Here is a 21,512-nt window from a genome sequence, read left to right on the forward strand (position 1 = left end):
ATCGCGAATGGCCCTTGGCAGGGCGAAGCTCTCGTCGCTCTGGCCGATGAGGAACGCCTCGATGGCCGCGATGTCGGCGTCAGCGGCCGTATTGACCCATTCGCCGAATTCGACGGGGTCGAACCCGGTCGATGGAATGCCTTCTCTTCCGAAGAGGGATGTGTATCCCTCCGTCACGAGCTGTCGCTCGTCAACTACTACGATCATTCGTCCGCCTCCGAATCAGTGTAGTGCCTCGATTGCACAAGGAGTACGAATCGGAGGAATCGGAGACAATGGTGGAAAGTTGCGGGGATTAATTAATAATTGATTAACCATAGTCAGCCGATTTGCACTAGATTTAGTGGGTTATGGTCAATCTTGATACAATTTTCCTTGGGGAAAACGTTAAATGAGGCAAATGAGATATTGATTGATATCGCCTGCCCAAATCCTGCCGGATTCATCGGATCGCGAGGGTGATGACGCCCGATTCCCCTTAAGGTTGCGCATTCCGGCAGAATGAAGCCGCAGCCGACGTCCACTTCCCGTAGCCCGTCGCCACAAGATTGGCGATCACGCGTATAGTGTTCGGACTGCCCATAGGCGAGGGCGGGTTGACGGAAGGACGGACTTCCGTCGGATGGGACTGCCGACGGTGCTGCGCAGAGCGTCCTCAATGAATGGTTAATCCGGCCTCCCGAATCTTAACGGTAAGTTTAAACTGACCTTCAGTCCGGCCTGCTAAGACTGCCTCATCGTTTCTCGTATTACGTGGCGTCATGCGGTCCTCAGTGCTCATCCGATCTTTACCGGGCTTCCTTCCGTTCCTGCCTGCCGGCTCGGTGGGAGCACTTTCCTGCGTCCTCGCCGCAAGGAGGGTGGCATGAACCCGTCGCCGACATTTTCCCTTTTGGCGCCGCGCCTGCCGATCTTTGGCTGCCCGGTCTACGACCTGACCTGGGACGGCGCTCTGTCCTTCGTCAATGAACTGGCAAGCCTGCCGATGGGGCAAACCCATATTACGTTCCTGAATGCCAATAATGCCAATATCATGCTTTCCGACCGGAGTTTCCGCGATGTCCTGGGGCGTTCGGTCGTACTGCCGGATGGCGTCGGCCTCGACATCGCGTCTCACATGCTGAATGGCGAAAAGTTCGTGGCCAACCTGAATGGCACGGACTTCGTGCCGGCGCTGCTCACATATATGGTTACCCCCAGACGTATCGGTCTGCTCGGCGGTTCGCCGGAAGTACTCGACGCGGCGACGGCAGGTTTCCAGCGGCACGCCCCATGGCACAGGTTTGTCCCGATCTCCGATGGCTTCTTCGACAAGGAGGACAGTTCGGAGGTTCTGGCGGCGCTGGATGCGGAGAAGTTGGATATTCTGCTCGTCGGCATGGGCACGCCGCTTCAGGAAAAGTGGGTGGATCGCAATATCCAGACCAGACATGCCCGGGTCGTCATGAGCGTCGGTGCCCTCTTCGACTTCGCTTCGGGGCGCGTTCCGCGCGCCCCCTCCGTGCTGCGAAGCTTGCGTCTGGAGTGGGCCTACCGCCTCTGGCTCGAGCCCGAACGCCTCTGGCGTCGTTACGTTCTCGGGATTCCTGTCTTCCTCTATAATGTGCTTCGCTACAAGCTTTCCGAGCGCAATGCCGCCGGCGGCAAGTCTACACGTCCTCAGCATCCGGCGCGTGGTGGCAAGGCCTGAAGCAGGTCGCGCAAAAGTGTGCAGCGGTTTTGCGGCAATGACATGCGATAAAAAGGATTCAAAGCGTACGGAGCGACTGCTGGACCGCGATACGCTTTAGTGTCGCTGGTGCTCTCTTGCCCCTTGCAAATTGCCGTATTTTGACAGCATAGGGCGGGGACAGGCAAATCCGGGCGATATGCTTTGCCTAGATTGGCCGGAACGCAAGCAAGAGGATGCTATCGTGACGACGGTGATTGATGGCAAGCAGGCAGCCGCATCGGTTGTCGCAGCGGTGAAGGACGCGGCCGAGAAACTCGAGGCCGAGGCGGGTCGCAAGCCGGGTCTGGCCGTGGTGATTGTCGGGGATGATCCGGCAAGCCACGCTTATGTGAACTCCAAGGGCAAGATGGCAAAGCAGTGCGGCTTCAAGTCCGTGCAGCACACGCTTCCCGAAGAGACCAGCCAGGAGACGCTGATGGCGCTGGTCGCCGAACTCAATGCCGATCCGGAAATCGACGGCATTCTCGTTCAGCTGCCCCTGCCTAAGCATCTGAATTCCGATGCGGTGATCCAGTCGATCCTGCCGGAAAAGGATGTCGACGGCCTGCATGTGGTCAATGCCGGCAAGCTCGCCACCGGCGATATGGAAACCGGTCTCGTCTCCTGCACGCCCGCCGGTGCGATGATCTTGGTGAGGCAGATCCACGGTAACGATCTCTCCGGCCTCAACGCGCTGGTGATCGGCCGCTCCAACCTGTTCGGCAAACCGATGGCGCAATTGCTGCTGAACGCCAACGCCACCGTCACCATTGCCCATTCCCGTAGCCGCGATCTCGCCGGCATTGCACGCGGTGCCGACATCCTCGTCGCCGCCGTCGGCCGCGCCGAAATGGTGAAGGCTGACTGGGTAAAGCCGGGTGCAACCGTGATCGATGTCGGTATCAACCGCGTTCCCGCCCCGGAAAAGGGCGAAGGCAAGAACAAGTTGGTCGGCGATGTCGATTTTGCGGAGTGCGCACCGGTTGCGGCCGCGATTTCGCCGGTTCCGGGCGGTGTCGGCCCGATGACCATCGCCATGCTGATGGCCAATACCGTGATTGCCGCCTATCGCGCGGCAGGCCGTCAGGCTCCGAAGTTCTGACGCGGTCAGACCTTGACGGGCCTGCGTCGTGTCCGCAGGCCCTCAGATGCGGTGCCATTATTGCGGCGCCGGGCCAGTTGACGCACGGATCACCAGATCGGTTTTCCAGAGTTCGTGTTCCGGCGGTTGAGGTTGCGTTCGGTTGATCGCCGCGATCAACCGCTGGGCGATCCTGATGCCGGCGGCCCTCAGAGAAGAGCGCGTGGTCGTCAGCGGCACGGTGAAGTTTTCCGGTTTCAACAGTGGCAACACATCATCATGGGCGATCAGCGAGATGTCCTCGCCGAGTTTCAGGCCCGCCTTGTTGATTGCCCTCACCGCGCCCAGTGCCAGAACCGTACTGGCGCAGAGAACCGCTGTCGGCCGCTCCGGCAGTTCCAGCAGTTCGGCCATGCCGCGATAGCCGAATTCGTCCGTCATCACGGTGTGACGCATATGCGACGGAGCGAGTTCGAGCCCCTTTTCCCGGAGTGCCGCCATCGTCCCGAGTTTGCGCCTGAGGGCGAAATCAAAATCTTCCGGGCCGTTGAGCAGTGCGAAGCGGTGGTGTCCGAGCCGCAGCAGAAGCTCTGCCGCATCGCGGAACGCTCCCTCGTTGTCGACGTCGAGATACGGATAGTCGAGGGGCAGGCCGTGGGACCGGCCATGTACGATGAACGGCACCGCGAGCGACTTCGCCATGGCGATGCGGGGATCGTTTTCGCGCATGTAGGCGAGGTAGTAGCCATCGACGCTACCACTTGCTACCAGCCAGCGGATTGCCTGCTCCTCATCGCGCGGATGCGATGGCGTGATGACGAAATGGAAGTCGTGGCGAAGTGCTTCTTCCGCCAGGCCGCTCTGGAATTCGCCGAAATGGACGTCGGAATAATGTCCAGGAGCCGTCGGCAGAACCAGCCCGATCGAGCCGGCTTTGCCGGTTGCGAGACGCTGCGCTGCGCGATTCGGTCTGTAACCGGTCTCCTGCGCCGCCTTCAATACGCGTTTTCGCGTCTCTTCGTTGACTTCCGGATAGCCGTTTATCGCTCGGCTGATCGTCGTTTGCGATAGGCCGAGAAGCTCGGACAATTGTTTCAGATTCACGATATGCTGACCTCCCTGCGACCCTGTCCTGCCGGGCGTTTCCTCCACCTGCAGACCAAAGCGCTTTCATTTTTCTAGCAGTCCCGGCAATGGGCCGAAACAGGAAAATGGAAGGGCCAGATACCCCACGGGCATTTTGCTCGTAGACGTTGCGGCGATTTGCGGCAGAAGTCGAAATGTGCTTGACTCCCCTTTGCCGTCGGTGGGATGACTTCAGCGCCAAAGCGCTTTGAGAGAAAGCTGCGGCGAATAAGGCGGCCTTGTTCGCCGGTTGTGTGGAGGGAGGTATTCACATGAAGAAAACATTTTTGATGACTGTCGCGGCGGTCGCGCTCTTTGCAGGAGCCGCAGGCGCTGCGGAGCTGAAATTCAAGCCCGGTGAGGATTCGAAATTCAACTGGGCAAGCCTAGAGGAATTCAAGAAGTCCCATGCCATGGCGGGTCAGTCGGTGACGATTTTCGGGCCTTGGCGCGGCGAGGACCAGGCTCTTTTCGAAAGCGTTCTCGCCTACTTTCAGGATGCCACCGGCATTAATGTGAAGTATTCCTCCTCCGAAAACTATGAGCAGCAGATCGTCATCGACACCCAGGCCGGTAGCCCGCCGGATGTCGCGATCCTGCCGCAGCCGGGCCTCATCGCCGATCTCGCCACCAAGGGTTACCTCGTGCCGCTCGGCGAGGAAAACAAGGATTGGCTGCTGCAGAACTATGCCGCCGGCCAGTCCTGGGTGGACCTTTCCACCTATAAGGGCAAGGATGGCAAGGCCGCCATCTATGCCTTCCCCTACAAGATCGATGTGAAGTCGCTGGTCTGGTACGTGCCTGAAAACTTCGAGGACGCAGGCTATGAAGTTCCCAAAACCATGGAGGAACTCAAGGCCCTGACCGAGAAGATCGTCGCCGATGGCGGCACGCCATGGTGCATCGGTCTCGGTTCCGGCGGTGCGACCGGCTGGCCGGCGACCGACTGGGTTGAGGACATGATGTTGCGCACCCAGTCCGCCGACGTCTACGACAAGTGGGTAACAAACGAGATCAAGTTCGACGATCCGGCCGTTATCGGGGCCATCGAGGAATTCGGCTGGTTCGCCAAGAACGACAAGTTCGTCGACGGTGGTGCGGCGGGCGTTGCCTCCACCGACTTCCGCGATAGCCCGAAGGGCCTCTTCACCTCCCCGCCGAAGTGCTACCTGCATCATCAGGCGTCCTTCATCCCGTCTTTCTTCCCGGAAGGCACGGTCGTTGGGCAGGATGCCGATTTCTTCTACATGCCTCCCTATGAAAGCAAGAAGGAACTCGGCAATCCGGTTCTCGGCGCCGGCACGCTTGCCATGATCACCAAGGACACGCCGGCTGCCCGCGCCTTCATCGACTTCCTGAAGACGCCGATCGCACATGAACTCTGGATGGCGCAGTCCAGCTTCCTCACGCCGTACAAGGCGGTGAACATGGACGCTTATGCCAACGCACCGATGCGCAAGCAGGGTGACATTCTACTCGGAGCCACGACCTTCCGCTTCGATGGGTCCGACCTGATGCCCGGCAAGATCGGTGCCGGCGCGTTCTGGACGGGCATGGTCGACTACACCGGCGGCAAGTCCGCTGCCGATGTCGCCGCCGGTATCCAGAAGGCCTGGGACGGCCTGAAGTAACCGTCAAACAAGCCATGACGATGCCGCCGCCGTAACGGGCGGCATCGTCAGCCTTGCTGTCGTCGGGAGGGGATGTCTTTGCAACAGTTACTGTACGCGCTGCTGACGATCGTGATCGGGATTGCCGGGGCGATCGGCTATTTCTATGGCTCCAACCTGCTGCTTGATCTGATCTTTCCATCCAGGCTTGCCGATACGGCACAGGCCTCGCGAAACATCCGTCGTGCGAGCCTCGTTCGCCCCTGGCTGTTCCTCGGCCCGGCTATCGTGTCGCTGTCGATCTATCTGGTCTATCCGGTGTTTTCGTCTGTGGCCTATTCCCTGTTCGATCGGGCAGGCACCACTTTCGTCGGTCTCGCGAACTATCGCTGGATGCTTCACGATGCCGAATTTCGCCAGTCGATTTTCAACAACATGCTGTGGTTGATCGTCGTGCCGGCGGCTTCCACGCTGTTCGGGCTGATCATCGCCGCGCTCACCGACCGCATCTGGTGGGGCAATATCGCCAAATCCTTGATCTTCATGCCGATGGCGATTTCCTTCGTCGGCGCATCGGTCATCTGGAAGTTCGTCTACGACTATCGCGACGCCGGTTCGGAGCAGATCGGCATCCTGAACGCGATTGTCGTGGCGTTGGGTGGCGAACCGCAGATATGGATTACGCTGCCCTTCTGGAACAATTTCTTCCTCATGGTCATCCTCATCTGGATACAGACCGGCTTTGCCATGGTGCTCCTGTCGGCGGCCCTTCGCGGTATCCCGGAGGAAACCATCGAGGCTGCCGTGATCGATGGCGCCAACCCCTGGCAGATTTTTCTCAAGATCAAGGTGCCGCAGATCTGGGGCACCATCGCCGTCGTCTGGACGACCATTACCATTCTCGTCCTCAAGGTCTTCGATATCGTGCTGGCGATGACCAATGGCCAGTGGCAGACGCAGGTGCTTGCGAACCTGATGTTCGACTGGATGTTCCGTGGCGGCGGCGATTTCGGTCGCGGCGCCTCGATTGCCGTCGTCATCATGATCATGGTCGTGCCGATCATGATCTGGAACATCCGCAACGCCCGTCGGGAAATGGAAGGACGCTGAGATGCATAAAGGCAGTGTTCGCTCGCCACTGACGTGGTTCGTCCATCTTTCCGTTCTTTTCCTTGTGATCCTCTGGACTCTGCCGACGGCTGGCCTGTTCATTTCGGCCATCCGCGACAAGGACCAAATCGTCGCCTCCGGTTGGTGGACGGCGCTTTCGACCTCCACCCAGAATGCGATCTATCGTGCTCCCGCCGCGGATAAGCAGGTCGAGGAAAACGGCACCTTCGTCATATCAGGCAACGTCTTTGAGGGGGGAAAGGGAACGGTCAGTACCTTCGGCAATTCGAGCCAGGACCCGGCAGCCTTCGAGGCCGGCGCTACCGCCGACCTGAAGGACGACGTCAAGCTGACGGTCGAGGCGAACGGCGATTTCCGGCTGACCTCGCCCAAGGCTTTCGAGGGGACGCGCGGCCAGCGCATCTTCTACACGGCCGCCATTCCGCCGCGCTTCACGCTGGAAAACTATCGCAACGTGTTGATGGCGGAGGGCATCGGCCAGTCCTTCATCAATTCGCTGACGGTCGCCATTCCCGCGACCATCATCCCGATCCTGGTTGCGGCCTTTGCTGCCTATGCGCTGGCGTGGATGCCGTTTCCCGGCCGGTCGCTCATTCTCGCCGTGATCGTCGGTCTGCTGGTCGTGCCGCTGCAGATGTCGCTGATCCCGCTCCTGAAGATGTATAACGGCATCGGCGCGTTCTTCGGTGTGCCGTCCAAGACCTATCTCGGCATCTGGCTCGCCCATATGGGCTTCGGCCTGCCGCTGGCGATCTATCTGCTGCGGAACTATATCGCCGGCCTGCCGCGGGAAATTATGGAATCCGCTCGCGTCGACGGTGCCTCGGATTTCACAATCTTCACGAAGATCGTGCTGCCGCTGTCCTATCCGGCGCTCGCGTCCTTCGCCATCTTCCAGTTCCTCTGGACCTGGAACGACCTGCTGGTCGCCATGGTTTTCCTGGGAACCGGCAATGACGAACTGGTCCTGACCGGCCGTCTCGTCAACCTTCTCGGCTCGCGCGGCGGCAAGTGGGAAATCCTCACCGCCTCGGCCTTCATTACCATCATCGTGCCGTTGCTCGTCTTCTTCGCGCTCCAGCGCTACCTCGTCCGCGGCCTGCTGGCCGGTTCGGTTAAGGGTGGTTGACGTGGCAGTTCTGAGAACCCGACCACTTCGTTTTTTGCATAAGGAAAGAGCATGACCGCATTAGTGCAATCGCCCCTTTCTCCCGACAAGGATTGGTGGCGCGGCGCCGTGATTTACCAGATCTATCCGCGCTCCTATCAGGATTCCAACGGTGACGGCATTGGTGACCTCAAGGGCATCACCGCCCGCCTGCCGCACATCGCCGAACTGGGTGCCGACGCGATCTGGATCTCGCCTTTCTTCACCTCGCCGATGAAGGATTTCGGCTACGACGTGTCCAATTATGTCGACGTCGACCCGATGTTCGGTACGCTTGCCGATTTCGACGGCCTGATCGCCGAGGCTCATCGCCTAGGTATCCGGGTGATGATCGACCTGGTGATTTCCCACACATCCGATCAGCATCCCTGGTTCGTCGAGAGCCGGTCGAGCCGGAGCAATCCGCGTTCGGACTGGTATGTCTGGGCCGATGCGAAGCCGGATGGCACGCCTCCGAACAACTGGCTGTCGATCTTCGGTGGTTCCGCATGGCACTGGGACCCGACCCGCATGCAGTACTACATGCACAACTTCCTGACCTCGCAACCGGATCTCAACCTGCATAATCCCGAGGTTCAGGACGCGGTTCTGGATGCGGTGCGCTTCTGGCTGAAGCGTGGGGTCGATGGTTTCCGTCTCGACACCATCAACTTCTACTTCCACGACAAACTCTTGCGCGACAACCCGGCGCTCGCTCCGGAACGCCGCAACGCCTCGACGGCGCCGGCGGTCAATCCCTACAACTTCCAGGAACATCTCTACGACAAGAACCGTCCTGAGAACCTTGAGTTCCTGAAGCGCTTCCGCGCCGTGCTCGAAGAGTTTCCGGCGATTGCGGCTGTCGGCGAGGTCGGCGACAGCCAGCGTGGTCTTGAGATCGTCGGCGAATACACATCCGGCAATGATAAGATGCAGATGTGCTATGCCTTCGAGTTCCTGGCGCCCGATCCGCTGACGCCGGCGCGCGTCGCCGAGGTGCAGCAGGACTTCGCCAAGGCAGCGCCGGAAGGCTGGGCCTGCTGGGCCTTTTCCAACCACGATGTCGTGCGTCACGTCACCCGTTGGGGAGCCGATGTCGCCGATCAGGATGCATTCGCCAAGCAACTCGCCGCCATTCTGCTGACACAGCGCGGCTCGGCCTGCATCTACGAGGGTGAGGAACTGGGCCTCACCGAAGCCGATATCGCCTTCGAGGATTTGCAGGATCCCTACGGCATCCAGTTCTGGCCTGAGTTCAAGGGCCGCGACGGTTGCCGCACCCCGATGGTGTGGGACAGCCATGCGGCCAAGGCAGGCTTTTCCACTGCCGAAAAGACCTGGCTTCCGATTCCTGTCGAGCACGTTATCAAGGCCGTCGATACCCAGCAGGGCAGGGAGGATTCCGTCCTGGAGCAGTATCGCCGCTTCCTCGCTTTCCGGCGTGGACATCCGGCCTTCGCCAAGGGTGACATCGCCTTCTATCCTGTCGATGGCAGTGTACTTCTTTATAGCCGCACGCTTGGCAACGAAACGGTTCTGTGCGTCTTCAACATGAGTGCGGAACCCGCCAACACCGTGCTTCCGGTCGGTGCCTGGCAGGCTCTGGAGGGGCATGGCTTTACGAGCACTATCGCAGACAACAAGGTAGAGCTTCCGGCCTGGGGCGCATATTTCGCGCGTCTGGCCTGATTGGGGAGGAAGACAATGACGGGCCTCGTTCTGAAGGACATCCGCAAGACTTATGGGCAGGTGAAAGTCCTGCACGGCATCGATCTGGAAATTGCCGAAGGCGAATTCGTCGTCTTCGTCGGTCCTTCTGGCTGCGGTAAGTCCACATTGCTGCGCATGATCGCCGGGCTGGAAGATATCACTGGCGGCGAGATGATCATCGACGGACAGGTCGTCAACGACGTACCGCCCTCCCGGCGCGGCATCGCCATGGTCTTCCAGTCCTATGCGCTCTATCCGCATATGACGGTCTACGACAACATGGCCTTCGGCATGCGGATTGCCGGCGAAAGCCGCGAGGAGATCGAGCGCCGCGTCAAGAACGCGGCCGAGATCCTGCAGCTTACGCCCTATCTCGACCGTCTGCCGAAGGCGCTTTCCGGCGGCCAGCGCCAGCGTGTGGCCATCGGCCGCGCGATCTGCCGCAATCCGAAGGTCTTCCTCTTCGATGAGCCGCTGTCGAACCTCGACGCCGCCCTTCGTGTCGCGACCCGGCTTGAGATCGCCAAGCTCAACGAGAGCATGCCCGACACCACGATGATCTACGTTACCCACGATCAGGTGGAAGCGATGACGCTTGCCGACCGCATCGTCGTGCTGTCGGCTGGCCGTATCGAACAGGTGGGCGCGCCGCTCGAACTCTACGATCGTCCGGCCAACCTTTTTGTTGCCCGCTTCATCGGCTCTCCGGCGATGAACATCATGCCGGCAACCATCGCGACCGGCGGCAGCCAGACGACGATCAAGCTGCTCGACGGCACGTCTCTCGCCGTCGATATCGCAACGCCCGAGGCCGATGCCGGCAAGCAGGCTAGCTTCGGCGTGCGCCCGGAAGACATATCGATCGTCACAGGCGACGACTATCTTTTCGAGGGCACGGTTTCCATCGTCGAGCAGCTCGGCGAAGTCACGCTGATCTATGTCGATGGCCCCGTCGAAGATGAACCGATCACGGTCAAGCTGCCGGGCACGGTAGAGATCCGCAAGGGCGATCGCCTGCGGTTTGCGGCCGACCGGACCAAGTTGCATCTGTTTAACGCAGACGGTCATACTTATCGAAAATGATCCGGAAAAAGGTAAGGTTCCGTTTGCCCTGTCGACGACGGAACCTCTTTGGGGATCAACTCCAAGCCTTTCTCAATACCATCTGTTAAATTCCGGCTGCTAGATTGTTCCCAACAAGAACTGAAAAGCCAGGCGGGACGGAAATGCGTGCCAATTACCTGAAACGTGAAGAGTCTTTCATGTATGACCGCGAAGCGCGGTTCCCGATGGAAGACACGATGAATGCCGCGCGGATCGAGTATACCGAGAAGGGCGTGATGCACATGGCGGCACGCCGTTGCGACGTCATCCGCATCTCTGTTTCAGGGGCAGTGATCGGTCTTCTCACCCAGTACAATCTCCCGCAGCAGTTCTATCTCGATATTCCCGATGCCCGCATCACCAAGATCGGTTGCCTGCTGATGAAGGTCTTTGCCAACAACACCGCCGAAGTCCGTTTCCTGCGTCTTCTCAACCAGAAGGAACTCGATCGTATCTTCATCTTCTCCACCCATCCGGCGCACAAGGACAAGGTGATGGACGTCCGTTCCTGGTAAGTCATTGCTGACATTATTCGCGAAAGGCCGGCGGGATGGAAGCCCTGCCGGCCTTTCGCTTTTCTTGATCGCTCTTCGCCTTTTCTGACTCGACTTTCCGAACGAACACCGGAATCCTCCCGCACGGACAGATGCAAGGAGATCGCCATGTCGGATAAAGTCGCAATCATCACCGCCGGCGGAAGCGGCATGGGCGCCGCCGCCGCCAAAAGGCTTGCTGCCGATGGCTTCAAGGTCGCCATCCTGTCGTCGTCCGGCAAGGGCGAAGCGCTGGCCAAGGAGCTTGGCGGTCTCGGCGTCACCGGTTCCAACCAGTCCAATGACGACCTGAAGCGTCTCGTCGATGAAACGCTTGCCCGTTTTGGCCGTATCGACGTGCTCGTCAACAGTGCCGGCCATGGTCCGCGCGCCCAGATCCTCGAAATCACCGACGAGGACTGGCACAAGGGCATCGACACCTATCTGCTCAACGTCATCCGTCCGACCCGGCTGGTGACGCCGGTCATGCAGAAGCAGAAGTCTGGCGTCATCATCAATATCTCGACTGCCTGGGCTTTCGAGCCGAGCGCGATGTTCCCGACCTCCGCCGTGGCGCGGGCGGGGCTTGCTGCCTTCACCAAGATCTTTGCCGATACCTACGCGCCAGAGAACATCCGCATGAACAACGTTCTGCCGGGCTGGATCGACAGCCTGCCGGGTACGGAGGAGCGTCGCGAAAGCGTGCCGATGCAGCGCTACGGCAAGTCCGAGGAGATCGCCGCGACAGTTGCCTTCCTGGCTTCCGAGGGAGCGGGTTACATCACCGGCCAGAACATCCGCGTCGATGGCGGCTTGACGAGAGCGGTTTGAGGATACTCTCGCCTGCGGCTCATTAACGCGAGGCGACGGCATCCTGCCGCCGCCTTCTTGTTGCCTTTTGCGGCATGCATCAAGATTTCGCGCGCCGTAAACCTCTTGGTTACCAAGTTTCTTCATTGTTTAGCATGTCCGGCAGGGATCGGGACGGCCGCAGGAAATGGTGGCGGTTCCTCGTCCGGGACGTGTAACGCCGCGTGTGCCATGACGGCCGCCGGTGATGTGAGGTTTTTGGTAGCGAGTAAGAGTATGGCGTCCTCTGGCAAGTCAGACACGCGTGGCATTGCGCCGCGCGGCAGTGCTCCCCGTGCATCGAACCGCACGTCGTCGGCTCGACAGTCCTGGTCCAGGCCGACGATCATCGGCGTCGGCGCCGCACTTGGCCTCTGGGCCACCGCTGCGATCGCGACCGTGCACATGTTCACCTCCGGTCCGTCATCGACATCCACCATCCGTCTTGAAAGCGCACGGATCACGCCTGTTCCGGCAGTGCGGACGGATAGCAAGTCGGACAGGCGGGCGACCGTTACTGCGAACGCCATCAATTTCGCCGCCATGGAAGAGGCGCGTGCGAGGCTCGCCGCCGCAATCGCGGATACCGACGACGTCGACCTCCTCATGCTGCCGGCCTCCATGCAGTTGGCATCGGTCGAAAAGTCGGACCGGCTCGATCTCGTCGGCTTTGACTATGCAAGCAACCCGCAGGCTCTCGATGGCTTGAGGCGCGATCTTGCGGCGGCCGTTGCCGAGCGTACCGCTCTGCAGCTCGCTGCCGCTGCCGAAGCCGAGAAGCAAAAGACAGTACAGGCCGCTGATCCGGTCATGACCGCTTCGATTGCGCCCGCCACCGCCACCGCTGCGACTGGTCCCGCGCTTGCCTATGCGGCGGCCATGCCGGCGAAGGAAGTCGTTCCGATGGGGGTGGATCCTCGCGAACAGCCCTTCGTCGAATTGCTTTCCGAACCCGCGATCAACGATCATGAGGAACTGCCTGACGGCGGCCCGATGCCGACGGCAAAGCCCGGTCAGCCGGCCGTGTCTCCCGCCAAGCCGGCTGGCCGCAGGCAGAAACCCGCGACCGTCGAGCTCGCTTACGCAAAGCCCGGCAACCCGCTCGTCATGGATGACGAGGAGGATCGTCCGTCGCTCTTCTCGCGCAAGCCGAAGCTGCCGGGTAGGGGCGTTGCCGTCTATGACATTTCCGCGGGCATTGTTCACATGCCGAACGGCGAGAAGCTCGAGGCCCATTCCGGCCGCGCTCAGATGCGCGATGATCCGCGCTTCGTGCACATGAAGAACCGCGGCCCCACGCCGCCGAACGTCTATAGCCTGCGCATGCGCGAAGCCCGTTTCCACGGCATCGAAGCAATCCGCATGACTCCGGTCGGCGACGCAAAGATGTATGGCCGCGATGGCTTCCTCACCCACACCTATCTGCTGCGCACGCGTGGCGACTCCTCCGGCTGCGTGGTGTTCGAGGACTACAACCGCTTCCTGAATGCCTTCAAACGGGGCGAGGTCAAGACACTCATCGTGGTGCCGCGCATGACGGAACTGCCGAAATACGTTGCGATGATGTGAGACGGAGAGGTCCGCCATACCGTCACGATCTGTCGGGACCATCAGAGGCTTTATCGCATGGGGACCAGGGGCGTCCGCGCAGGCGCCTGTCGTAACGGGGCAGCTTGACCAGCCCCAGTCGTTCCCGGAGGTACGGTAGCTGCGTCATGCAGCGCCGAAAGCTCGCCTCGTCGATCTCGGCCAGGCACAGGGGCAGTCGGGAAACGGCGTCTCCGGAAAAACCGAGCATGCGCTGCGCCTCGACGGCGACGGCCTGATATGCGCTCGGCACCATAGGCCCGCTGCAGCCCTCATCCCGACGGCACTTGCGAATGCGGCACTGATAGGGAGCGGCGGCAAGCGTCGCGGCCAGACGAACCTCCCGCTCATGCACGTCCGTCCGCCAGAGTTCATGGGTTCGCCGGACGGCGCCCTCATCATTATCGCTTCTGTCGTTCTGGTTCTTGTCGCTGCGCATGACTTCTCCTTCACGCGAGCCGGAGGCCCCGTGTCGTGCTGGATTTCGATGTCCCTCCCTGCGGAAGGGTCGGTCGGGGCGCTGGAAGCTGCCTCGTAAAGTAAAAATAAGTGACACCTTCCGGCGCCCCGTTCGGTGTGTTTTTCCGGACGAACTCGGTCTCTCTGCGCGGATGACGGCACCTTTCCAGGGTTGCGCTCGCGAACATTTTCGTTCGTGACGCCACGAAAGGCCGTTTTGGCGGCCAGTCGCCGGTCCAGTCATGTGTGCCCTGCAGGCACGCCCCGCCCTGTTTCAGGCGAGAGGGAGACCATTCTCATCCAGCCCCCGGAGCCTGTTCCGCGTTTCGAACAGACACCCGGATCACCGGTCCCGCCTCGCCGGCAACGCAAGCCGGTGTAACCGCGACGGGACGGATGGATTGTAGGCACGGACGCTAGGGGCGGGGATTTGGAGGGAAAACGGGGAAGAAAGAGGGCGTTCTTGACCGCCCGCGCGGGCGTGGATTTTTGTCGTAAAACCGCCGCGTGATCGACCAAAAGCCTTCTGACAAGTCCCCCTCTAGCGCCCGCAGCCTGCGAGTGGCCGCGAACCGTGGTGCTGTCGATCATGTGCTGCCAGTCATCCGTCAGCCCCAGTTCGACCGGGTTGCAAGGAGTGCATCGCACACGCACTGTTCGGCCCCAGCGGCGGAAGCGGATATAGACGGAATTCCACTCGCCGTAACGCTCATGCATGTCGCGCCAGGGGCATCCGACCCTAAGAACATCCTTCTCGGGATTTGGGAATCCGCTTGGGTAACAGGACCCAGGTCAGATTAACTCCGTCTTCGAGACAGTACACTGACGCCTACGGCCTGCCTCGTGATCGCACCAGAGTGAGAATGCTCCGGCCTGATCGGCAGTCGCCGCCAACGAGGCTATCACGCGCCGCTCCAAAGCGATCTCAAACAGCCAGACGGAAATGCCACTTGACAACGATATAGTCATGCGCGATTGTACCGATCGGTAAAGTAATTACCAATCGGTACAATCATCTCAACTGGACAAGGAACTGAAGATGTCACGTCCCCCGCTTCCCCCTTTCACTCGCGAAACCGCCATCGAAAAGGTTCGGCTGGCCGAAGACGGCTGGAACTCTCGAGACGCGGCCAAAGTCGCTCTGGCCTATACGCTCGACACTCGCTGGCGGAACCGCGTCGAGTTCGCGAGCAATCGCGAAGAAGCTCAGGCATTTCTGACACGTAAGTGGAACAAGGAGCACGAATACCGCCTCATAAAGGAGCTTTGGGCTTTCACCGGTAACCGCATCGCGGTACGCTACGCTTATGAATATCGCGACGATGGTGGCCGCTGGTACCGCGCTTATGGCAACGAGAACTGGGAATTCGCAGAGGACGGCCTGATGGCGCACAGACACGCGAGCATCAATGAAATGCCGATTGCTGAAAGCGATCGTTTGTTCCACTGGCCTCTTGGCCGTCGGCCGGATGGTCACGCCGGCCTCAGCGATCTGGGCCTCTAATCATGGCCCGCATGGTCGCTGAAAGAGCCGACGCCATAGCCCCGTTGGCCGAAGTTTTCCGCGAACATGGCTATGAAGGCGCAAGCCTTGCCTTGATCGGCAAGGCTACCGGCCTCGGCAAGGGCAGCCTCTACCACTTCTTCCCGAACGGAAAGGAAGAGATGGTGCGGGCTGTTCTCGACGATATCGGCCAATGGTTCGAGGATGCCGTATATTCCCCGTTGCGTAACGAGAGCGATGTTAATGGCGCCATCGGTGCAATGCTCGCCTCGACGGACCAATATTTCAGGTCCGGCAGGCGCGTGTGCCTCGTCGGCGCCTTGGCAGTCGCCAATACGCGTGACCTCTTCGCGCAAGCCATCCGAGGTTATTTCGTAGCTTGGGTGGACGCCTTGCAGTCAGCGCTTATTCGGCAGGGCCGTGATGCCGATCAATCGCGCATCCTCGCGGAAGAGGCCGTTCTTGCTATTCAAGGAGCAATTGTTCTTTCTCGGGCAATGGATGATCCGGCCGTTTTTCAACGGGCTATCGACCGACTTCGGGGGCGATTGTTGATCGAAAACGATACCTCTAACAACAAGGGCACAATCGACGGTTCACCGCAAAATGAAGGTTGGCTTGTCTGAGATCAGCGGAGATATCGACACAGCGCCGGAGTAGCGGGATCTCGGGCATTCTCGTCACTCCACGAACGGCCAAAGGCCATCGGCAGCGTCTCAGCAATGCGTCCGCAGGGAGACGGGATCGAACGCCCAGGGTCACAGAATGGATGCGGAGTATCGCCTTCCAGAGGAATTCTTCACGGATCGCTTTCTCGCAAGGCGGATTCTGCCGTCGGATGCCGGCGCTATCTTTGCGGGTTGGGCGACTGACCCGGACGTGACGAAGTATCTCTCCTGGTGTCCGCATACAGACCTTTCCCAAACGCGGGAAGCTGCAGAACGCTCCAGTCGCGAGTGGGAAGTTGGCTCCACTTTTCCGGCGGTAATTTGTCGGCGAGATGTGCCGAGCGACCTTGTCGGGAGATTTGATGCGCGGCCGGTCTGATCAAGAGTCTCCTACGGTTGGCTCATACGCAAGGACCGCTGGGGGCAGGGCGTCGCAAGCGAGGTGGTGCGATGGGCTGTCGCGCATGCCCTGTCCCATCCTGCGATCTATCGGACCGAGGCGGCTTGTGACGTCATGAACATGGCCTCGGCCCGTGTGATGGAAAAGGCTGGAATGGTCCAGGAGGCAGTGCTTCGGCGGCACCTCCTCCTTCCAAATTTGTCGAAGGAGCCAAGGGACGCTTTCCTGTATTCCAAAGTTCGCTGAGAACCCTGGATGATAGGCATAAAGCTCTGATCTTTCCGTTGCCGACCATTCCTCATCCCCGCAACCGGGGACACCGGCAGGGGATGAGGGGCCGAGGAAGGAAGGCGAGCGATCGTTCAGAACTCCTGCCAGTCGTCGGCTTTCAGGGCGGTATTGCCGGCGACGGCAGGAACCGGACGCGGTGCGGCGCGGCGGGCTGGGGCCACGCCATGTGTGGACGATGCCGCACGATACGTGGGAACGGCCCCGGCAGGACCGGAGGAGGTGCCGAGGTCGAAGCGGGAGACAAGCTGCCGCAGTCGTTCGGTTTCCTGGCTGAGAGCGACGCCAGAGGCCGTGCTTTCCTCGACCATGGCGGCGTTCTGCTGGGTCATCTGGTCCATCTGGTTGACGGCCGTATTGACTTCGGACAGACCGGTCGCCTGTTCGCGGGAGGCGGTAGCGATCGCTTCCATGTGCTGGTTGACCGAGAGAATATTGTCCTGAATGGTCCGCAGCGCTTCTCCTGTCTCACTGACGAGCCTCACGCCGCCCTTCACCTCCTCGGAGGAGTTGCGGATCAGTTCCTTGATCTCCTTCGCTGCCTGTGCCGAGCGTTGGGCAAGCTCACGCACTTCCTGTGCGACGACGGCAAAACCCTTGCCGGCCTCGCCGGCGCGGGCCGCCTCGACACCGGCGTTCAGCGCCAGAAGGTTGGTCTGGAAGGCGATTTCGTCGATTACGCCGATGATGCTGGAAATCTGGTTCGACGACTGTTCGATGCGCGCCATGGCGCTGACCGCATCAGCGACAACCGAGCCTGAATGAACGGCGCTGGCGTTGGCAGTTTCCGCAGCCTGACGGGCTTCGTCCGCCCGTGCCGAAGCGTTTCGGACATTGACCGTGATTTCGTCCAGCGCGGCGGCTGTTTCCTCCAGCGATGCCGCCTGCTGTTCGGTGCGTTTTGAAAGATCCTGGGCACTCTGGCTGATTTCCCGCGAGCCGGCGTCGATCTGGCCGGCGGATGTCGCGACCGATCCAAGGGCTTCGGCAAGTCCGGATACCGCTTCATTGAAATTGCTGCGCAGGCTTTCGAAATCGGCGCCGAAGGGCTGATCGAGCCGGAAGGCGAGATTGCCGGAGGCGAGCTTGTTGAGGCCGTCGCCGATGGTGGTGACGGCATGAACACGCTCGGTGACATCCATCGCAAACTTCACGACCTTGATGACATTCCCCTTCGTATCGCGGATGGGGTTGTATGAGGCATTGATCACGACCCTCTTGCCGTTCTTGCCGATGCGAAGGAATTCGTCGGCCTGGAACTGGCCGTTGCGCAGCGCAGCCCAGAATTCCTGGTATTCCGGGCTGCGGACATAGTCGGGGTCGACGAACATGCTGTGATGTTTGCCCCGGATCTCGTCCATCGAATAGCCGAGCGCCTTGAGAAAGTTGTCGTTCGCCCTGATCACCGTGCCATCGGGGGAGAATTCGATGATCGCCTGGACGCGGCTGATGGCCTCGATCTGGTTCTGGTAGTCGAGGTTTTGCAGGCGTTCCTTCGCATTGGCCCATTCAACGGCAAAACCGTCGAGCTTGTTGCCGCGTTTCAGCGGCGTCACGATGAGATCGAAGGCGTGAGCGCCCACCCAGATGGTCGCCTTGTGCTGCTTCTGCAGGTTGGCCAGCATGTTGCGCTGGTGGGAGGGGTTCTTGTGGAAGATGTCGATATTACTGCCGATCAGCTTTGCGAACTCGAAGCGGGGCAATTCCTTCTTCAGGTCGCTTTCCGCATCCCGCAACAGGTCGCGCACGGCGCCGTTCATATAGACGATGTTGAGCTTGGCATCGGCGAGCATGATGTTGGCCGAAATCGTTTCGAGCGCATCGATGCGGGCGCGCAGCCCGCCATTGGTCATTCCGAACATGTATTGCAATTCCCCCCTAGAACGACTTTGTCGATGACCAGTTGCCGCGCCGCAGTCGCCTTGCGTCCAGCCAGTGACGCATAGTCGGGAGCCCCATGGAGGCGATGCCCCCGCTCACATCACATGAGGGTGAGCTTATATAATGATGGTGTGTATTATCTTAATGACATACCGCAAGCCTGTCCCGCCTTGATGCCCTGGTGCGGACTGTAACCGATCAGCCGCCGGTCCTTGCCGACGAGGCGGCCCCCGGCGGATGCCCGATGACGCGCTTGAAGGCGCGGCTGAAGGCGGCCTGCGAACCATAGCCGAGGCGAAGCGCTGCCGTTTCGATCGGCATGCGGTCCTTGGCGATCCACTGGGATGCGAGCCGCATGCGAAGTTCGGTGAGGTAGCGGACGGGGGTCATGCCGGTGACGTCGAGAAAGCGCTCAGCAAAGACGGAGCGAGAGGCTCCCATCCTGTCAGCGAGTTCGGCGACGGTCCAGTCGTGGCCCGGCTCCTTGTGAAGGGCGACGAGCACCCGTCCTAACCGTGGGTCCCGCAGGGCCGCGATCCAGCCGGTGGCGTCGCCACAGCCGCATTCGACCCAGGCGCGGACGATGAAGGCTGCGACCACATCGGCAAGGCGCGCGAGAATGCCGGCGAAGCCCGCGCGGGCGGTTTTCGCCTCGCGCTCCATCGCCTCCAGCATCGGCAGTATCTCCGGATAGCGGTCCGAGAGCGTGCCGACCAGCATGACCTCCGGCATCATCGAAACAAGCGGATGCAGGCCGCCGAGATCGAATTCCATGCAGCCGCTGAAGATGAGCGCGCGTCCGTCTTCAGCGCAGGTCTCGCCGTTGCAGGCATTGACCGCGCTGACCGAAGCGCAGATCGGCTTTGGCACGAGCGCCCGCACATCCTGGCACTCGATCTCGGAAGAGGAGACGAGAGCATGGCTGCCGCCGCGCGGCAGAAGCACGGCGGAACCGGTGTCCATGGTGTGAAACAGGCCGCCCGGCGTGCGCAGGTGAACCGGACCGCGGGCGATGAAATGGAACTGGGCGCGACCTTCCACCTCGCCGAACGAGAGCCCGAAGGGTGGGGTGGCTTCGATCCGCTGATAGTCGAGGCCGACCAGCCGCATGCCCATGAGCAATTCGCTCACGAGATCCGGATCTGGGGACATGCCGGCTGACATTGCCGAATTTTCGGACTTTCGATCAAGCATCGCGGAGTTTGTGACATGGATCGTCCGGCGAGTCCAGCCTAACCTTGGAACGTACCATTCACCGGAACATTCCCGGCCGGCTCCCAACGGCCGGGATGCTTTCTTTCCTGCTTCTGCAATTCGCGGCAGGCGGAGCCCTCTGGAGTTTCCGCCGGAATTGCGCATTTCGAGGACAAGCCTATGAATCCCACATTCGATCCATCCGGCGCCGCTGCCGGAACCGGCGCCGACAAGCCGGCCTGGGGGGCGGTCGTTTCCATGGCGCTCGGCGTCTTCTCGCTGGTGACGGCCGAGTTCCTGCCGGCAAGCCTTTTGACACCGATTGCGGCCGAGCTGAACATCACCGAAGGGGCGGCCGGTCAGGCGGTAACCGCGACGGCGGTGGTCGGCATGGTCGCCAGCCTGCTCATCACCCCCGCCGCCCGCAGCATCGACCGGCGGCATCTGATGATGTTCTTCTCCTTCCTACTGATCCTCTCCAATCTTATGGTGGCGTTTGCTCCCGGCATGACGCTGCTTCTGATCGGACGTGTGCTGCTTGGTGCGGCACTGGGCGGCTTCTGGGCGATGGCGACGGCGGTGACCATGCGGCTGGTGCCGCCTGTTCTGGTGCCGCGGGCGCTGTCGATGATCTTCAGCGGCGTCTCCGCGGCAACCATCGTTGCCGCCCCTCTCGGCAGCTACCTGGGTGCGCTCGTTGGCTGGCGCGCGGTATTCGTCATGACCGCTGGGCTCGGGCTCGCCGCTCTCGTCATGCAGTTCATCTCGCTGCCGAAGCTCAAGCCGACTGGCACCGCAAGCCTGCGCACGCTCGGCGAAGTTCTCGCCCGACCGGGCATCGCGCTGGGGATCGCTGCCGCGACTCTGGTCTTTGCCGGACACTTTGCCTTCTTCACCTACCTGCGGCCGTTCCTCGAAACGGATGCCTCGGCCGGCATCGAGGTGGTGTCGTCCGTGCTGCTCGGCTTCGGGCTCGCCAATTTTCTCGGCACGCTGCTGGCGGGTCCGATGATCGCTTACAGCCTGCGCCTCACCCTGACACTGATGCCGTTGCTGCTGGCGGTCATGGGCTTCGTGCTGGTTGCCAGCGACGCGCCATTCGCCATCAATGCGATCATTATCTCCGTCTGGGGGTTGATCTTCGGCGGCGTGCCGGTCGCCTGGTCCACCTGGCTCGCGCGCAATGTTCCGGATGAGGCGGAAAGCGCCGGCGGGTTGCTGGTCGCGGCGATCCAGTTCGCCATCGCCATGGGGGCCGCGGTCGGGGGCATCGTCTTCGACGCAAACGGCGCGGCCGGCGTCTTCACCGCAAGCAGTCTGGTGCTGGTGGTTGCAGCAATCGGCATTTTGCTCGGCGTAAAGCTGCGCCCGGTGCCGGCTGCGGCCTGAAAGAGCGTCGCCGCCTTCAGTGGCGGCGACCAGCTCGCGGCTCCAGGAGGTCTCACCGGAACGTGATAAACGGTGGGTTAACGTGTGTTGAGCGGCACGCCGGATGCGCTATCGGAGGGTTCTCCCATCTCGGAATTCCTC

Annotated in this window: 17 protein-coding genes and 3 pseudogenes; 14 read left to right on the forward strand and 6 right to left on the reverse strand. The window is 60.9% G+C overall.

Annotated elements, in window-relative coordinates; all coding sequences use genetic code 11:
• Window positions 1-207, reverse strand: a pseudogene (locus tag H4I99_RS00005) (DNA-binding response regulator); the annotation flags it as partial.
• 658 nt (window positions 208-865) lie between these two features.
• On the opposite strand from H4I99_RS00005, the gene H4I99_RS00010 reads away from it, so the two are divergent.
• Complete coding sequence (locus tag H4I99_RS00010; RefSeq protein WP_163903458.1) at window positions 866-1,690, forward strand: WecB/TagA/CpsF family glycosyltransferase; 825 nt, start codon at window positions 866-868, stop codon at window positions 1,688-1,690.
• Between the two features lie 223 nt (window positions 1,691-1,913).
• Complete coding sequence (gene folD / locus H4I99_RS00015; RefSeq protein WP_163903459.1) at window positions 1,914-2,813, forward strand: bifunctional methylenetetrahydrofolate dehydrogenase/methenyltetrahydrofolate cyclohydrolase FolD; 900 nt, start codon at window positions 1,914-1,916, stop codon at window positions 2,811-2,813.
• A 57-nt stretch (window positions 2,814-2,870) separates the two neighbouring features.
• Here the strand turns inward: folD and H4I99_RS00020 are convergent, their stop codons facing one another.
• Window positions 2,871-3,896, reverse strand: a complete 1,026-nt coding sequence (locus tag H4I99_RS00020; protein ID WP_163903460.1) for a LacI family DNA-binding transcriptional regulator — start codon at window positions 3,894-3,896, stop codon at window positions 2,871-2,873.
• Window positions 3,897-4,189: 293 nt separating this feature from the next.
• On the opposite strand from H4I99_RS00020, the gene H4I99_RS00025 reads away from it, so the two are divergent.
• From H4I99_RS00025 to H4I99_RS00060, 8 genes are all read left to right on the forward strand, one after another.
• A complete protein-coding gene (locus H4I99_RS00025) occupies window positions 4,190-5,548 on the forward strand; it encodes an ABC transporter substrate-binding protein (RefSeq protein ID WP_163903461.1) in 1,359 nt (452 codons plus the stop codon).
• A 78-nt stretch (window positions 5,549-5,626) separates the two neighbouring features.
• Window positions 5,627-6,637, forward strand: coding sequence for a carbohydrate ABC transporter permease (locus tag H4I99_RS00030; RefSeq protein ID WP_163903462.1), 1,011 nt, complete (start codon window positions 5,627-5,629; stop codon window positions 6,635-6,637).
• Between the two features lies 1 nt (window position 6,638).
• The gene (locus H4I99_RS00035; protein WP_163903463.1) at window positions 6,639-7,787 is read left to right on the forward strand and encodes a carbohydrate ABC transporter permease; all 1,149 of its coding nucleotides are present in this window, start codon (window positions 6,639-6,641) and stop codon (window positions 7,785-7,787) included.
• Between the two features lie 51 nt (window positions 7,788-7,838).
• Window positions 7,839-9,494: a beta-galactosidase BglA gene (gene bglA, locus H4I99_RS00040; RefSeq protein WP_163903464.1), complete on the forward strand. Its 1,656-nt coding sequence runs from the start codon at window positions 7,839-7,841 to the stop codon at window positions 9,492-9,494.
• 15 nt (window positions 9,495-9,509) lie between these two features.
• Window positions 9,510-10,598 carry an ABC transporter ATP-binding protein gene (locus tag H4I99_RS00045; RefSeq protein ID WP_163903466.1) on the forward strand — a complete coding sequence of 363 codons (1,089 nt, stop codon included), beginning with the start codon at window positions 9,510-9,512 and terminating at the stop codon, window positions 10,596-10,598.
• Window positions 10,599-10,777: 179 nt separating this feature from the next.
• Window positions 10,778-11,134, forward strand: a complete 357-nt coding sequence (locus H4I99_RS00050) for a hypothetical protein (RefSeq protein WP_163903468.1) — start codon at window positions 10,778-10,780, stop codon at window positions 11,132-11,134.
• A gap of 147 nt (window positions 11,135-11,281) precedes the next feature.
• On the forward strand, window positions 11,282-11,983 hold the full coding sequence (locus tag H4I99_RS00055) for an SDR family oxidoreductase (protein ID WP_163903470.1): 702 nt from the start codon (window positions 11,282-11,284) through the stop codon (window positions 11,981-11,983).
• A gap of 255 nt (window positions 11,984-12,238) precedes the next feature.
• Entirely contained in the window at window positions 12,239-13,570 is a 1,332-nt protein-coding gene (locus H4I99_RS00060; protein ID WP_163903472.1) for a DUF2778 domain-containing protein, read from the forward strand.
• A 22-nt stretch (window positions 13,571-13,592) separates the two neighbouring features.
• Here the strand turns inward: H4I99_RS00060 and H4I99_RS00065 are convergent, their stop codons facing one another.
• Window positions 13,593-14,027: a hypothetical protein gene (locus H4I99_RS00065; protein ID WP_163903474.1), complete on the reverse strand. Its 435-nt coding sequence runs from the start codon at window positions 14,025-14,027 to the stop codon at window positions 13,593-13,595.
• A 471-nt stretch (window positions 14,028-14,498) separates the two neighbouring features.
• Window positions 14,499-14,794 (reverse strand): annotated as a pseudogene (locus H4I99_RS24795) (transposase); the annotation flags it as partial.
• Between the two features lie 292 nt (window positions 14,795-15,086).
• Between H4I99_RS24795 and H4I99_RS00075 the strand changes: the two are divergent.
• From H4I99_RS00075 to H4I99_RS24395, 3 genes and pseudogenes are all read left to right on the forward strand, one after another.
• The gene (locus H4I99_RS00075) at window positions 15,087-15,551 is read left to right on the forward strand and encodes a nuclear transport factor 2 family protein (protein WP_163903476.1); all 465 of its coding nucleotides are present in this window, start codon (window positions 15,087-15,089) and stop codon (window positions 15,549-15,551) included.
• Between the two features lie 2 nt (window positions 15,552-15,553).
• On the forward strand, window positions 15,554-16,177 hold the full coding sequence (locus tag H4I99_RS00080; protein ID WP_163903478.1) for a TetR/AcrR family transcriptional regulator: 624 nt from the start codon (window positions 15,554-15,556) through the stop codon (window positions 16,175-16,177).
• 442 nt (window positions 16,178-16,619) lie between these two features.
• Window positions 16,620-16,865, forward strand: a pseudogene (locus tag H4I99_RS24395) (GNAT family N-acetyltransferase); the annotation flags it as partial.
• A 116-nt stretch (window positions 16,866-16,981) separates the two neighbouring features.
• Here the strand turns inward: H4I99_RS24395 and H4I99_RS00090 are convergent.
• Window positions 16,982-18,769, reverse strand: coding sequence for a methyl-accepting chemotaxis protein (locus H4I99_RS00090; RefSeq protein ID WP_163903480.1), 1,788 nt, complete (start codon window positions 18,767-18,769; stop codon window positions 16,982-16,984).
• Window positions 18,770-18,986: 217 nt separating this feature from the next.
• Window positions 18,987-19,982, reverse strand: a complete 996-nt coding sequence (locus tag H4I99_RS00095) for an AraC family transcriptional regulator (protein WP_163903482.1) — start codon at window positions 19,980-19,982, stop codon at window positions 18,987-18,989.
• A 180-nt stretch (window positions 19,983-20,162) separates the two neighbouring features.
• Between H4I99_RS00095 and H4I99_RS00100 the strand changes: the two genes are divergently transcribed.
• Window positions 20,163-21,371 carry an MFS transporter gene (locus H4I99_RS00100; RefSeq protein WP_163903484.1) on the forward strand — a complete coding sequence of 403 codons (1,209 nt, stop codon included), beginning with the start codon at window positions 20,163-20,165 and terminating at the stop codon, window positions 21,369-21,371.
• Window positions 21,372-21,512: the final 141 nt, after the last annotated feature.

This window comes from Paenirhizobium daejeonense (genome assembly GCF_014280875.1).
GTDB lineage: Bacteria > Pseudomonadota > Alphaproteobacteria > Rhizobiales > Rhizobiaceae > Allorhizobium > Allorhizobium daejeonense.

Bases quoted from the DNA above. Each gene is read 5' to 3' on its own strand.
- H4I99_RS00100 (WP_163903484.1), top strand. From the start codon at position 20,163: ATGAATCCCACATTCGATCCATCCGGCGCCGCTGCCGGAACCGGCGCC.
- H4I99_RS00025 (WP_163903461.1), top strand. From the start codon at position 4,190: ATGAAGAAAACATTTTTGATGACTGTCGCGGCGGTCGCGCTCTTTGCA.
- H4I99_RS00075 (WP_163903476.1), top strand. From the start codon at position 15,087: ATGTCACGTCCCCCGCTTCCCCCTTTCACTCGCGAAACCGCCATCGAA.
- bglA (WP_163903464.1), top strand. From the start codon at position 7,839: ATGACCGCATTAGTGCAATCGCCCCTTTCTCCCGACAAGGATTGGTGG.
- H4I99_RS00060 (WP_163903472.1), top strand. From the start codon at position 12,239: ATGGCGTCCTCTGGCAAGTCAGACACGCGTGGCATTGCGCCGCGCGGC.
- H4I99_RS00095 (WP_163903482.1), bottom strand. From the start codon at position 19,982: ATGCTTGATCGAAAGTCCGAAAATTCGGCAATGTCAGCCGGCATGTCC.
- H4I99_RS00010 (WP_163903458.1), top strand. From the start codon at position 866: ATGAACCCGTCGCCGACATTTTCCCTTTTGGCGCCGCGCCTGCCGATC.
- H4I99_RS00035 (WP_163903463.1), top strand. From the start codon at position 6,639: ATGCATAAAGGCAGTGTTCGCTCGCCACTGACGTGGTTCGTCCATCTT.
- H4I99_RS00045 (WP_163903466.1), top strand. From the start codon at position 9,510: ATGACGGGCCTCGTTCTGAAGGACATCCGCAAGACTTATGGGCAGGTG.
- H4I99_RS00080 (WP_163903478.1), top strand. From the start codon at position 15,554: ATGGCCCGCATGGTCGCTGAAAGAGCCGACGCCATAGCCCCGTTGGCC.
- H4I99_RS00055 (WP_163903470.1), top strand. From the start codon at position 11,282: ATGTCGGATAAAGTCGCAATCATCACCGCCGGCGGAAGCGGCATGGGC.
- H4I99_RS00065 (WP_163903474.1), bottom strand. From the start codon at position 14,027: ATGCGCAGCGACAAGAACCAGAACGACAGAAGCGATAATGATGAGGGC.
- H4I99_RS00090 (WP_163903480.1), bottom strand. From the start codon at position 18,769: ATGTTCGGAATGACCAATGGCGGGCTGCGCGCCCGCATCGATGCGCTC.
- H4I99_RS00050 (WP_163903468.1), top strand. From the start codon at position 10,778: ATGTATGACCGCGAAGCGCGGTTCCCGATGGAAGACACGATGAATGCC.